This window comes from Vibrio sp. Isolate23 (assembly GCF_022398095.1).
Classification (GTDB): Bacteria; Pseudomonadota; Gammaproteobacteria; order Enterobacterales; family Vibrionaceae; genus Vibrio; species Vibrio coralliilyticus_A.
Map to the genome: position 1 here is coordinate 155,657 of NZ_JAKEUV010000005.1, position 14,782 is coordinate 170,438.

The 14,782-nt window shown below is 45.3% G+C and carries 8 protein-coding genes; 5 read left to right on the plus strand and 3 right to left on the minus strand.

Annotation, left to right across the window (positions count from 1 at the left end):
- The 3 genes from L1D31_RS14325 to erpA form a co-directional block, all read right to left on the minus strand.
- On the minus strand, positions 1-3,114 hold the full coding sequence (locus tag L1D31_RS14325) for an efflux RND transporter permease subunit (RefSeq protein ID WP_239837772.1): 3,114 nt from the start codon (positions 3,112-3,114) through the stop codon (positions 1-3).
- A 12-nt stretch (positions 3,115-3,126) separates the two neighbouring features.
- Positions 3,127-4,206, minus strand: coding sequence for an efflux RND transporter periplasmic adaptor subunit (locus L1D31_RS14330; RefSeq protein WP_239837773.1), 1,080 nt, complete (start codon positions 4,204-4,206; stop codon positions 3,127-3,129).
- Positions 4,207-4,388: 182 nt separating this feature from the next.
- Positions 4,389-4,730 carry an iron-sulfur cluster insertion protein ErpA gene (gene erpA, locus L1D31_RS14335; RefSeq protein WP_239837774.1) on the minus strand — a complete coding sequence of 114 codons (342 nt, stop codon included), beginning with the start codon at positions 4,728-4,730 and terminating at the stop codon, positions 4,389-4,391.
- Between the two features lie 255 nt (positions 4,731-4,985).
- On the opposite strand from erpA, the gene hemL reads away from it, so the two are divergent.
- From hemL to L1D31_RS14360, 5 genes are all read left to right on the plus strand, one after another.
- Entirely contained in the window at positions 4,986-6,278 is a 1,293-nt protein-coding gene (gene hemL / locus L1D31_RS14340; RefSeq protein ID WP_239837775.1) for a glutamate-1-semialdehyde 2,1-aminomutase, read from the plus strand.
- A gap of 261 nt (positions 6,279-6,539) precedes the next feature.
- Entirely contained in the window at positions 6,540-7,625 is a 1,086-nt protein-coding gene (locus L1D31_RS14345; RefSeq protein ID WP_239837776.1) for an AI-2E family transporter, read from the plus strand.
- A 77-nt stretch (positions 7,626-7,702) separates the two neighbouring features.
- Positions 7,703-8,725: a 16S rRNA (guanine(1207)-N(2))-methyltransferase RsmC gene (gene rsmC / locus L1D31_RS14350; protein WP_239837777.1), complete on the plus strand. Its 1,023-nt coding sequence runs from the start codon at positions 7,703-7,705 to the stop codon at positions 8,723-8,725.
- A gap of 192 nt (positions 8,726-8,917) precedes the next feature.
- Positions 8,918-12,304 (plus strand): response regulator, encoded by a 3,387-nt coding sequence (locus L1D31_RS14355; protein ID WP_239837778.1) that lies wholly within the window; start codon positions 8,918-8,920, stop codon positions 12,302-12,304.
- A gap of 685 nt (positions 12,305-12,989) precedes the next feature.
- Positions 12,990-14,672 (plus strand): ABC transporter substrate-binding protein, encoded by a 1,683-nt coding sequence (locus L1D31_RS14360; RefSeq protein ID WP_239837779.1) that lies wholly within the window; start codon positions 12,990-12,992, stop codon positions 14,670-14,672.
- Positions 14,673-14,782: the final 110 nt, after the last annotated feature.

Consider the following 14,782-nt stretch of genomic DNA (forward strand, 5'->3'; position numbering starts at 1 on the left):
CTACTCTTCTAGGACAATATTTGCACTTTCCTCGACCTTGTGCTGTCGACCAAGCATGAGTAAGCAGGGCGTCAATACCAGCGTTAGTACCGTTGCAAACGCTAGTCCTCCTGCAACGGCAGTCGCCAATTGCGACCACCACTGGGTACTCGGAGCACCAAATTCGATTTTCTGATTAATCAGGTCGATGTTCATTTCTAGCACCATTGGCAAAAGACCAAGAATGGTCGTCACTGTCGTTAACAGAACAGGACGCAAACGCTGTACTCCAGTCCTTAAAATTGCATCTCGTTTATCCAAACCTCGCTTAAGAAGCTGATTGTAGGTATCAATCAAAACAATGTTGTTATTCACGACGATACCCGCCAGGGCAATCACACCTATCCCCGACATAATGACACCAAACGGCTTTTGAAAAATAAGTAGGCCGACAAACACACCAACAGTAGAGAATAGCACTGCACTAAGGATCAAAAATGCCTGATAAAAACTATTAAATTGAGTGATCAATATCAGTGCCATCACTACGAGTGCAACCAAAAATGCTTTTTGTAAGAAAGCTGAAGAGTTCTCTTGCTCTTCATTCTGACCACGTATCTTAAACTCTACCCCCTCAGGTAAATCCATTTCAGCCAAGGCCTTTTCGATTTTCGGTAGTTCCAACGCTAAATTGTAACTTTCTTTCATGTCGGCAAAAATATTGATCACTCTATGCCCGTCTATACGACGAATAGTGTCCTGCTTATGATCGGGAATGATGCTGGCAAAGTTGGTGATAGGGACCATACCCGCTGCTGTTTTGACTTTAAGCTGATCGAAACGGCCAATATCACGCTTATCTTCTGGGTAACGCACCAGAATATCGACCTCTTCAGTGGCATCATCTGGCAAGTAATCCCCCAGCTTAAGTCCATTGGTGACAAACTGAACCGTGTTACCAACTAAGGTGGCATCAGCTAGGAATCGGGACGCGTCATCTCGGCGAATATCTATCTGCCAGTCAATCCCCTCTTTACTCGATGTATCACTAATATTGGTGAAAGCAGGGTACGCATCTGCCCAATGACGAACCATTTTAGCCGCGCGATCTAGTTCTCCCGGAATACGTGTCGACATTTCAATAACCAGATCATGCTCCACAGGCGGCCCGGCATCTGGGAACTTGTACTCGATTTCTACCCCAGCATATTGGTCGGTTGTTTGCTTTAGTTCATCAATAATGGTTTTCACTTTACGGCGATATTGCCAATCCACTGGCGTGATCTGAATCTGCCCGATTTCATCATCCCCACCCGTTTTGGTATAAACGCTTTCAAATTCGTCATGACCAAGCATTACTGCCTCGATATCACGCATGATGACGTCTTTCTCGTTTATCGACAGATCGCCATAAGAACGCACTTTTACAGTAAAAAATGGTGGGTCCACTTCAGGGAAGAACTCCGCGCCTAAACCCGCTTTGGCGTAGGTGAAACCAACTCCCACAGCAAGTAAAATCGCACTTAATAGAATTTTGAGCGGGTGGCGTAAAGCCAATTTAAGCGTTTCATAATACAGCTTGGTGAGCCCGGTGGCATTGGAAAAGTCGCCGTCGTGCAGAGCGACCATTTTTTCACGTTGCTGTTTAGTCACATGTTGTGGCTTACCAATCAAACCGCCTAGTACAGGAACAAACAACAATGCCATCGCCAATGACGCAGCCAATGTCGCAATCAGTGTCAAAGGCAGGTATTTCATAAACTCGCCAGTAATATCTGGCCAGAACAATAGCGGCGCAAATGCCGCTAAAGTTGTCGCTGTAGACGCGGTAATAGGCCATGCCATGCGTTTAGCAGCATCCCGATATGCATCTCGACGCGGCGTGCCTTCTTGCATGCGCCGATCCGCAAACTCTGTCACCACAATTGCCCCGTCCACCAGCATACCGACCGCCATTATCAGAGAGAACAGCACTACGATATTAACCGTCAGGCCAAACACAGAAAGCACCAATAGCCCCGTGAGAAAAGAACCAGGAATGGAGACGCCCACCAATAAGGCCGTTCGGACACCTAAGATTGCGATGATCACCACAACAACTAGAATGATCGCTGACAAAATATTGTTTTGCAGATCATTGAGCATCATTTTGACGTCTTTAGACTGATCCCAAGTGTATTTGACCTGCAAATTATTCGGCCAGTCGGCGCGTTTTTGTCCTTCCTCCATCACCTTCTTGATCAAAGCGACAGTCTCAATGATATTTTCACCGGCGCGCTTTTTCACATCCAAAACAATCGCCGATTTACCGTCAAGACGCGCGTAGCTTTCAGGATCGCGAAACGCTCTGCGCACCGTTGCGACATCACCGAAAGTGATCACTTGTTTCCCATCAACCTTAACTGGCAACTCAAGAACATCTTTTAACGAGTCGAATACGGAGGGGACTTTCACCGAGAAGCGGCCATAACCGGTATCAACAAATCCTGCCGCCACAACTCGGTTGTTAAGAGCAATCAAGTTATAGATATCCGCTTGGTCTAATCCGTAGCTTTCCATCAATAAAGGATCAACAACGATCTCGACTATGTCTTCCCTGTCACCAGCGATATCGACTTCTAAGATCTGACGAAAACTCTCCAGCTTATCTCTGAGTTGACGGGCAATTTGCACTATGGTGCGCTCAGGTACGGTGCCGTACAAAACCACCGTCAGCGCTGGCTCTTCTGAAGCAAACGTCACCTCATTGACCGTCGGTTCATCACTGTCTTCCGGTAGTTTTGGTTTTGCTAAATCAACCGCTTCTCGTACATCCGCCATGGCTTTATTCAGATCCACACCGACGCTGAACTCTAACTGCACGGAAGCATGCCCTTCTGAAGCGGTTGAGGTCATTTCCTTAACCCCTTCAATTGAACGTAACTCCTGCTCAATCGGACGAACCAAGAGACGCTCGGCATCGGTCGGCGAAATTCCCTGATGCCCCACGGAGACATAGATTATTGGAATGGTAATATCCGGGCTGGACTCTTTCGGTACCGTCAGGTAAGTCATAACGCCAGCGATCAGGACGAAAACGAGCAGCACTAGCATGGTTCGAGTACGGGATAAAGCCGCATCAATTAAGGCGTACATAATGACTCCTTATTATTGCTGTTCGACAGCGATCACTGGATCGCCATCTCGCACAAAGCCTTGCCCTGTGGTGATAATACTGACCTGCTCACCCAAGCCTGTCAGCCACACACCATCCTGCTCGGCCTTGACTAGCTGAATCGGAACAAAATGAACGCGTTTATCCACTAATGTTTTGACTCCTAGGTTGCCCGAATCATCCAGTGCCAACATAGCAGGGGTCACTTTCACCGCCAGTTGCTGTTTCAGACTCAGCTCAACTTCGGCACTAATCCCTGCGGGAATCTGCTGCTGTGGGTTGGGTAACACGATTTCAATCGGGAAAGTATTAGTAGAAGGAGAAGATACCCGTGAAATGTAACGTACTTTTCCCTCCAGCGTTTCATCACCAATAAAACTAACTGATGCCGATTGGTTAAGGGTCAAATCTTGAATGTGGCGCTCACTGACATCCGCTTCAATAACAATTTGGCTAAGGTCGATCAATGTCGCCACTGGGTCGCCAACTCCAACAAAGTCACCTAATTCAATCGATAAACTATCGACAATGCCACTAAACGGAGCTGTCACCGCTGTATTTCTCAATGCGATGTTCGCATTACTCACCATGGCTCGAGCTTCAACCAAGGCAGCCTCGGCATTACTAAACGCGACTTCACCTTGCAAACCTTTATTTTTCAATGATTTAGCCGCTTTGTACTCTTTCTCACGCACTTTAAGCATGGCTTTTGCTCGCTCAAGTTGAATCTCGAGATCACCTTTATCAATTAAAGCAATCACTTGGCCTTGTTTAACACTGGAGCCTTTGCGCACTTTGATTTCAATAATTTTCCCTGCAATTTCAGCACCCAGTTGGGCTTGCTTATCTGGTGCTGTTCGACCATATAAATCAATCGATTTGTGGGTATTTTGTGCTGTAAAGTTTTGGAAAGCGACTTTGGCAAGCGGTACTCCCTCTTCCTGGTGATTTGCTTGACCATCATCGGCTTTGAGTGTTCCTAGCCCGAGCCAAATAGACAGAAGTAGAATGATAAGTAGTGACACTATATAAGGTCTGACCGCGAGAAAGCGGAGAAGTGAGAATCTGCCCATAACAATCCTTTGCTGAGTAAAAGCACCAACTTTGATAAGCTCAGGATATTAATTAACCAATAAAAAATAAAATACAGTTGGGCAGTAATCTAGCCGAGGTCTCAGTTCTTACCTAGTTGCATAGAATATGCAGAAACTAAAAAGCCGCGACTTAGCGCGGCTCTTCAAATTAGACTTTTACTTTAGACGCTAAATGAAGCGCCACATCCGCACGTTGTCGTGGCATTGGGGTTATTGACGAAGAAACGAGAACCTTCCAAACCCTCGGTATAATCAACCTGACCACCGACTAGGTACTGTAAACTCATCGGGTCAACGACGAGTGTCACACCGCTATTAACAATGGTTGTATCGCCATCATTAACGTTTTCATCAAAGGTGAAACCGTACTGGAAACCACTACAACCGCCACCCGTGATATAAACACGTAGCTTTAGGTTCGGGTTTTCTTCTTCAGCAATGAGCGCACCAACACGTTGTGCCGCTGCATCTGAAAATGTTAGTGGGATATTTAATTCGCTCACGATGACCTCTCTCACTCGTGTAAATCCAATCGCTCTCAGCAGGATTGGATAAATCATCTTTGTATAATCGTGTCATTATCTAATACCTGAGTTATCCGTTCAAGTATTCGCCACCTCTGACGGCTTTTTTTCACAAAAACACCGCCTTCCTGATGGAAAACTGCCCATAATGTGGCGCAAAGCGTTTTCTTGAACCGGAATCGGCAGGTACAATGCCAGCCAAATTGGTCCGAGCAATCAGAAGAGGATATATCCATGACCAAATCAGCAGAGCTTTACGAAAAAGCACAACAAACCATTCCTGGTGGCGTTAACTCTCCAGTACGTGCTTTCAACGGCGTTGGCGGTGCACCTATCTTTGTAGAACGTGCAGATGGCCCGTTAATTTTCGATGCTGATGGTAAAGCTTACATTGATTATGTTGGTTCTTGGGGCCCGATGATCCTTGGCCACAACCATGCAGTCATTCGCGAAGCCGTGATTGAAGCCGCGCAGCGTGGCCTAAGCTTTGGTGCGCCAACTGAAATGGAAATCCAAATGGCAGAGCTGGTTTCTGAGCTGGTACCATCCATGGAACAAGTCCGCATGGTGAGTTCAGGTACAGAAGCTACAATGAGTGCCATCCGCCTTGCACGCGGCTTCACCAGTCGCGATAAAATCATCAAATTCGAAGGCTGCTACCATGGCCATGCCGACAGCTTGTTAGTTAAAGCAGGTTCTGGCGCATTAACACTTGGTCAACCAAGCTCGCCAGGTGTTCCTGCGGATTTTGCAAAGCACACGCTCACAGCCACGTTTAATGACTTGGATTCTGTTCGCGAGCATTTTGCTGCCAATAAAGGCGAAATCGCTTGTATCATCGTTGAACCCGTAGCGGGCAATATGAACTGTATCCCACCAGTCGCAGGTTTCCACGAAGGACTACGTCAAATCTGTGATGAAGAAGGCGCACTGCTGATCTTTGATGAAGTTATGACAGGTTTCCGTGTCGCTTTAGGCGGAGCTCAGGGTCATTACAACATTAAGCCAGATATCACCACGCTTGGTAAAGTTATCGGTGGCGGTATGCCTGTGGGTGCCTTTGGTGGCCGTAAAGACGTGATGCAATACATTGCGCCAACAGGCCCGGTTTATCAGGCAGGTACCTTATCTGGCAACCCAGTAGCGATGGCTGCGGGTTACGCTTGTCTGAGCTTACTGAAAGAGGAAGGCAACGAAAAACGCCTTGCTTCAAAAACCAAACAACTGGCTGAAGGTTTTAAAGCTCTAGCGGAACAACACGGGATTCCAATGGTGGTTAACCAAGTTGGCGGTATGTTTGGTTTCTTCTTTACTGACCAACAAGAAATAACTTGCTACGAAGACGTGACTAAGTGTGATATCGAACGCTTTAAACGCTTCTTCCACCTAATGCTAGAACACGGGGTTTATTTAGCACCGTCTGCATTTGAAGCGAGTTTTACTTCATTAGCACACGGCAGCAAAGAGATTGACGCAACTTTAGAAGCGGCCGATCGCTGTCTTGCCATTCTGGCTAAAAAGGCGTGATAACCTCTTTTAACTAACAAAAAGGCTGCAATTGCAGCCTTTTTATTGCCAGTTCACGATCACTAACACTAAGAGAGAAATCATAATCACAGAAAACCATGGTATCTTCCGCTTCTGCTTTGTACTCCCGCCACAAGCTTTTTTATCGTTACAACAGCCCATAATTTTTACCCTCCGCTGATAACATTTTGATTTTACATTGAAGACGCAGTGTTTTGCGGCCATTATACTTCTATCGCGACGAATCATTGGACAACTAACGTGTCAGAAAAACTCAAAATAACTTCCAGTCATAGGGTGTTGATTATTGCCCTGCTTGCTGCTGGCCTTGCCTGTTTCTTATTAGTTGAACCTTACATCAACTCAATTGTGATGGCATTTATCATCTCACTGCTCATGTTTCCAATTCATGAATGGATTGAGAACAGGATGCCAAATTACAGAAATCTCGCTTCACTACTATCCTGTACCTTGCTCACTGTCATCATAGTACTGCCTTTACTGTTTGTTTTTGCCGCGATCGTTCAACAAGGCTCCTCCTTTTCGCAAAATGTCTATCAATGGGTCACTCACGGTGGTATCCAAGCGTTATTTGAACATCCTTGGGTCATTAAAGGTTTGTCACTCATCAACACTTACTTACCTTTTGATGAAGTTCAACCTCAAGAAATCGGCCAGAAAGTAGCCCAATTTGCAACATCATTTGGCTCTAACCTTGTCGGTATCAGTGCAAAAATACTGGGAGATGCGACTAACTTCCTACTCAACTTTTTCCTGATGTTATTTGTTTTATTCTTCTTACTTCGCGATCACGACAAAATCATCGCGGCGATTCGCCATATTTTGCCACTCTCGCGCAGCCAAGAAGACAAGCTGCTTGATGAAGTTGAACAAGTTTCAAAATCCGCGGTGATGGGATCTTTTCTCACAGCGATTGCACAGGGGGTCGCTGGGGGTATCGGTATGTGGCTCGCAGGCTTTCCCGGTTTATTCTGGGGCACGATGATGGGTTTTGCTTCTTTTATACCGGTTGTAGGGACAGCCCTAATTTGGATTCCGGCCGCGGCTTACCTCTTTCTGACCGGAGACACCACCTGGGCAATATTCCTCACTATTTGGAGTGTGGCGGTTGTTGGTTCAATCGATAATCTGCTAAGACCATTGCTCATGCAAGGCAGTGCAGGAATGAACACCTTAATGATCTTCTTTTCTTTGTTAGGTGGTCTTCATTTATTCGGTTTAATTGGCCTTATCTATGGCCCACTGATCTTCGCCATTACTATGGTGCTATTTAATATTTATGAGGAAGAGTTTAAAGATTTCCTTGATGAACAAGATCAGAACTAAGATCTAGGAAACAGGAAAACTTCAAGAATGTGGGGGATTATGCGAAAATCCCCCGTCTTTTTCTGTCAGAGTTCACTATGTCTGCTTACATTGCCCCAAGCCAAATCGCACAACGACAGCTCGCCTACTTTGCAGGCAAGCATGTTCTCGTCGCCGGAGAATCAGAAGATCTATTTCCGGTTGAACTGGCCAAACATTGTGAATCCGTTACTGTATTCACAACTCACTATGGCTATTACCGTCGGCTAGAATCCCACACTCAGCTCACGACTGTATTTGGTGCTGAATTTGATCAGTCAACTCAAGCAGATTTGATCTTACTTTACTGGCCAAAAGCGAAAGCAGAAGCGGAGTTTTTGCTGGCAATGCTATTCGCCAAGCTAGGTCCAGGCACGGAAATTGTGGTCGTCGGCGAAAACCGTTCAGGGGTAAAAAGCATTGAAAAGATGTTTAAAGCTTATGGCCCAATTAATAAGTTTGATTCAGCAAGGCGATGCTCTTTTTACTGGGGACAATGCCTTGAACAGCCCGCCCAGTTTAACCTCAAAGACTGGTTTAAGCAGTATCAAGTCAGCTACCAAGGCCACGACTTGACAATAAAAAGCCTACCTGGGGTATTCAGCCACGGTCAGTTTGATGTGGGCAGTAAACTGCTCCTTGATACACTGCCATCCTTGACCGGGAAAGTACTCGACTTTGGCTGTGGAGCCGGTGTGATTGGCTCAGTCATGGCCACCATCAATTCAGACATCGAACTGGAAATGTGTGACATCAGCGCACTAGCGGTCGAGTCAAGCAAAGCTACTTTAGAAGCCAACGGATTGAAAGGTTGCGTATTTGCCTCTGATATTTACTCTGACACTAGCAATGATTACCACTTCATTATCAGCAACCCTCCTTTCCATGCAGGTCTAGATACCAGTTACAGTGCGACAGAAACCTTGTTAGCTGATGCACCAAAGTACCTGAATACACAGGGGCAGTTACTGATTGTGGCGAATAGCTTCCTCAAATACCCACCCATTATTCAGCAAGCGTTTGGTAATTGCGAGACGCTAAATAAGACCAATAAATTCGCGATTTATTGCGCGAAGAAATAACTAGCTAGCCCGATTCAAACCTGTATATCGGGCTTATCTCACCCCGCTACGCTAAATTTGCGCATCCCTCCACGCTTTAAATCAGACTTACTTGTCAAAGTAAAAAAACTCGTTAATTTTGTCATTCTAGGAAAGTGACATTTTACTTGGGCATTGTATGCCTATCTTGATTACGGAAAGTCTCGTTAGCTCATGTTTAAGTTGTATCGAAAACAAAGATTCAAGCGCCTGCAACATACTTTGATGCTAGCGTTTTTGGTGCTCAGCATTACCCCTCTCACCATTATCGCTATCTTCTTTTTACAATCTCACACCAAAGATCTGCAAGAACAAAGCACTTCGCACTTGCTCTCAGTACGCGACAGCAAACAGCAACAAGTCGTCGATTATATGTATGCAAAAGAATCTGAAGTCATGGGGTTCGTTCGTTCAGAATTGGCTTATGCGAGCGGTGGACGCTTTTATGGATTGGTCAATGCTTTTCGTAGCTTAGGATTAGATATTGAACAAGCACGTGACTACGCCCAACGACGTTATATTCAAGGTTCAGGCGATCAAATAAAAACATCCATTCTTCCTCAGTCTAAGGTTTATAGTGGTACTGAACGCTACCGCCTACTGCATAAACGCTACCATCGTGCTTACCTAGAGCTTCTCAAACGCTCTGACTTTGACGACGTCCTCCTAGTTGATTTAGAAGGTAATGTCACCTATTCGATCTACAAACACGATAACTACGGTACTAACCTCCTCACTGGTCGTTTCCGCGATAGCAACCTAGGCAAAACTTTCCATAAGCTCAAAACTCAAGTCACCGAAAAGCGTAAGACCAATGAAGATTATACCCCTGTTATCATTTCTGATTTTGAAATGGATAAAGGGAAACCCGTTGCTTGGCTAGGTGCGCCCATAATTCAGCAAGGTTACCTCCATAGCTATGCCATGTTCCGCTTACCGAATAATGGCATCACTAAGCTGATCGCTGATACCAACAATGCTTCAGCTATGAAAACCTTGTTGGTAGGTGCCGACCATCGTTCACGCACCATGGCTTATGAACAAGAAGACATCGACAAAAGTCGCGAAGTCGTAGACTTAGCGTTATTAGGAAGAACGGAAGTAGGTACTTACATCAATACAGTTGGAGAAGCGACTATTGCCGCTTACAGCCCGATATCTTTCAAAGGTGTAGAATGGGCAATTGTGGTTGAAGTTCCAGAAAAAGAGGCCTTTGCTCGAGTGAATCAGCTCGAAACCCTCTTCATCTTCGCCATGTTATGTGCAATTGTACTGGTAGTCGCGGCATCGCATTACTTATCCAACTTTATTACCGCACCGCTTCTTAAGTTGACTTGGGCTGCAGAGAAAGTCTCTGCTGGCGACCTTGACACCGATATCATCAATACTGAGCGTAAAGATGAAATTGGTCGTCTCGCGGTGAGCTTTGAACGTATGCAACGTTCCATCCGTGACAAAATGCAGCTCATCAAACAGCAAAATGAAGAACTGGAAAGCAATCTAAAACTGATTCAGAAGCAAAATGATGAATTACAGCTAGCCAACAAACTTAAAGACGAGTTTCTTGCCACAACTTCCCATGAATTACGCACACCTTTGCATGGCATGGTTGGGATTGCCGAAGCACTGATTTCAGGTGCGAATGGCCCCATCACCGCCAGCCACAAATATCAACTTGACATCATCATCAGTAGTGGTCAAAGGCTGGCAACCTTAGTCGATGATTTACTTGATTATCACAAAATGCGTTATGGTAATCTGGATATCGAAACCCGCGCAGTGGACATTTCTGGCGCAACACGATTGGTTTTGGAGCTGTCTTCTCACCTTGTCGGTAACAAGCCAATTCGCATTATCAACCAAGTTCCTACCGAGCCTCTTTGGGTCAGTGCGGATCCACAACGTCTTGAGCAGGTACTGTATAACTTGGTTGGCAATGCCATTAAGTACACCAGTGAAGGAAAAATAGTCATATCTGCCACTCAGGTTGATGATAATATCCGCGTACAAGTTGTCGATACTGGCCAAGGTATACCAGCCGATCAACTTGAACATATCTTTGAGCCGCTCATTCAAGCGGGTAGCGACAGCAGCCGCTATCGACAAGGGGCAGGGTTAGGCCTATCCATTAGCCGACAGTTAATTGATTTGATGCAAGGTACGCTCTATGTGAGCAGCCAGCCAATGGTCGGCACCACTTTCAGCTTCACTCTACCAATTGCATCAGTAGAGCAGATCGCTCAAATCAACGATATTGAGAACGCTCACTTCGTCGCACCGGAGAGCAATAATCTTGAACTCATAGAGAGTTCAAATTTGCCTGAAAACCCCGAAGGGCCATTGTTATTGATTGTGGATGACGAACCGGTCAACCTACGTGTGTTAGACAGCTTCCTCCGTTTAGAAGGTTACCGAGTGCGTACAGCTAACAATGGGGAAGAAGCGATTGGCTCAGTTCAAGAAGAGAAGCCCGAACTTTTATTGCTCGATATCATGATGCCGGGTATGAGCGGCTATCAAGTGTGCGAAACGCTTCGACAAGATTACGACCACGCTCAATTACCTGTCATTATGCTGACCGCATTAAATCAGCCTGACGATCGTGTACGTGGTTTTGAAGCCGGAGCGAACGATTACTTATCAAAGCCATTCAATAAACAGGAACTCGCCGCTCGAATAACCGCACACTTAACCGCCAGTAAGGCGGAGCAGCGCAGAATTGAAAATCAACAATTACAAAATGAGCTTAAACAGCGCGCCATGGTTGAAGCTAGCCTGCTGGAAACCCAAGGACGATTACTAGAACAGTTAGAGTCTGCCCCAGAAGCCATTATTTGTGTGCGTGATGATAATAAAGTCCGTTTCACCAATGACGCGGCCTCAAGACTATTTAAACGCACAACCGAGCAGCTTAGACGCTCCAGCGCCGATGAACTTATCGCACCCAAATACCTTAATGTAGAACAGCCGCATTATTGTGGAGTCATTGATATATACGTGGAAGATGTTCGTCAGCATTTATCTGCGGATATTCTAAAGCTTCCCGAGGGATCTGGGCTGAAATCCATGTATATTTTCGATGTCGGTGGTGGTGTGAATGCAGCACGCATTACCAATCTTGAAACAGCCATTGAAGCGCTTTCCAGCTATGCCTTCGAAGGCGACAAAGCCAAACTTCAGGAATTAAAAGAACTCGGAGGTGAGTTCACACGCTTGGCCGACCGCGTCACAACGGATAATAAGTCCAAACAGGAAATTATGCGTGAAGTATTGGTCGATTCCATGACAAGTGCCCTGAATTACTGGGAAAGTGTCACGGGCCAAAGTAAGTTTGCATTTGCAGAGCAAAGTGGTTTGTGGCGAGTGTACCTTGACCGCAGTACATTACAAACTCGAACTCTAGATAAGTATCTACGAGTCGAGACGTTGCCTAAAACACCTCGCTGGCGAACCGTGTTGAGCTCATTAGAGTACATTTTGGAACACTGTAAAGAGATGAGCCCTGAGCGCACCCATATTGAAAACCTTCGTGACAAGCTTCAACACCTTCTCACCAGCTAAACAACCCAGTCTATTGATTAAGCCCGGAAACGGGCTTTTTTATTGCCTAAACAAAGCTATCGGCATACACCTTACGCACGTCGGCCACTGAGCCCAAAAGGGAGTTAAAGAGTTTTTACACAACATGAAACAACTCATATTCCCCTAGCAAAGACCGACAATTCAAATCAACTTAATAGAGAAAAGGGCCGTTACCTCACCAGTATTTAAAGAAAAGAATTCAGTTTGCGAACATAATCACAACAAGACGGCAGAATTAATTTTTCACTATAAATTAACCCTCCCCAACACTAGTGACAATGATCTCACATACAAACAAAATCAAAGAAAGGCCTTAAAATTAAAACCACAATAAGATAGTGAGCACTCACATATAATTTTAAGATCAGTGAATCGTGCGAGTGAACTCAAATTTAACAATACGTCAACAACAGACTAAAAAAAGGACGAATCAACGTTATTAACGTCGTTTGGGTACTTTTTAACGTTTTTAACGAGAAAGCTAATTGCCAAATTTAACGTAAAGGTGTTTTCTTAACTTGCCTAAGGCCTACAGGCCACTCAATACCCTCGACTCCTTCGGTATGAGGGAATGAAGATTGAGGTAGGTGTTTAGGAAATGTCTATTTATTAAGAACCATCAACTTCCATACAGTGAAATGAAAGCAAATAGTAAGGAACAGCTATGCTTGCCAACATAAAAAAAACTGCACTAGCTACAGCAATTATTGCAACCGCGACAACTGGGTTTACTTCTGTCGCAACGGCTACTGAGCGCAGTGAATTAACAGTACACCCTAAAGAGTTCACCACTTTTGTCCGCAACTTTAACCCATTCCTAGGTGCCACTAACCTACACACAACAACGGACTTTCTATACGAACCCCTTGTTGTATTTAATGAAATGCACGGCAACACACCAGTATTCCGTTTGGCAGAAAACTTCAAAATGTCTGACGATCTTATGAGCGTAACGTTTGACATTCGCAAAGGGGTAAAGTGGTCAGATGGTAAGGCATTTGATGCGAACGACGTGGTTTACTCTTTTAATTTAGTTAAAGAAAAGCCAGAGCTTGACCAAAGTGGTATCAACTCATGGGTAGCTAGCGTTGAAAAGCTGAATGACTACCAAGTCAAGTTCCGCCTAACTGAAGCGAACTCAAACGTTCCTTACGAAATTGCCAAGGTACCTGTTGTTCCTGAACACGTTTGGAAAGACGTAAAAGATCCAGCCACTTTTACCAATGAAAATCCTGTTGGTTCAGGCCCTTTCACTGAGATCGATACCTTCACTGCGCAACTGTACATCCAGTGTCGCAATCCAAACTACTGGGATGCCGACAACCTAGAAGTCGATTGTCTTCGCGTGCCTCAAATTGCAAACAACGATCAGTTCCTAGGCAAGGTCGTAAACGGAGAAATGGACTGGACTTCATCCTTCATTCCAGACATCGACCGCACCTACGCAGCCTCTAGTCCAAATCACCAGTACTGGTATCCACCAGCAGGTACTCAAGCATTCGTGATTAACTTCAAGAACCCAGACGCAGCGAAAAACGAAGCATTAACTAATGTCGATTTTCGCCGTGCATTCTCAATGGCTCTAGACCGTCAGACTATCATCGATATTGCCTTCTACGGTGGTGGCACAGTGAATGACTTTGCCTCTGGCCTCGGCTATGCCTTTGAAGCTTGGTCAGATGAAAAAGTTCACGACAAGTACAAAACATACAACACATACAACGTCAAGGGCGCTAAAGATCTTCTAAACAAAGCTGGCTTTAAAGATGTCAACAATGATGGTTTCGTCGATACCCCATCTGGCAAATCATTTGAGCTGCTAATTCAGTCACCAAATGGTTGGACAGACTTCAACAACACAGTTCAACTGGCAGTTGAACAGCTGGCCGAAGTGGGTATTAAAGCGAAAGCACGTACACCTGATTTCTCTGTCTACAACCAAGCTATGTTGGAAGGAACATACGACGTATCGTACACCAACTACTTCCACGGTGCAGATCCATATACTTACTGGAACAGTGCATACAACTCATCATTGCAATCTGGTGACGGCATGCCTCGCTTTGCTATGCACTTCTACAAAAACAATAAACTTGATGGACTTCTTAACAGCTTCTACAAAACCGCTGACAAGGGTGAGCAGCTAGAAATTGCTCATGGTATCCAGAAAATCATCGCCGCAGACCAAGTGACCGTGCCTGTTATGTCTGGTGCCTACATGTATCAGTACAACACAACACGCTTCACAGGTTGGTGGAATAAAGACAATCCGAAGGGCCGTCCAAACATTTGGGCTGGTATCCCTGAGCGTCTACTTCACGTACTGGACCTAAAACCAGTTAAGTAAACGTTCAATCTTTGCGGTGCACATCCCGTGCACCGCTTTATCCCCTAACTTTTGACTATTTAAAGTATGGCGCCAGTCGTCAGGGGATTGTTCGCTCTCGATTTTGGCTT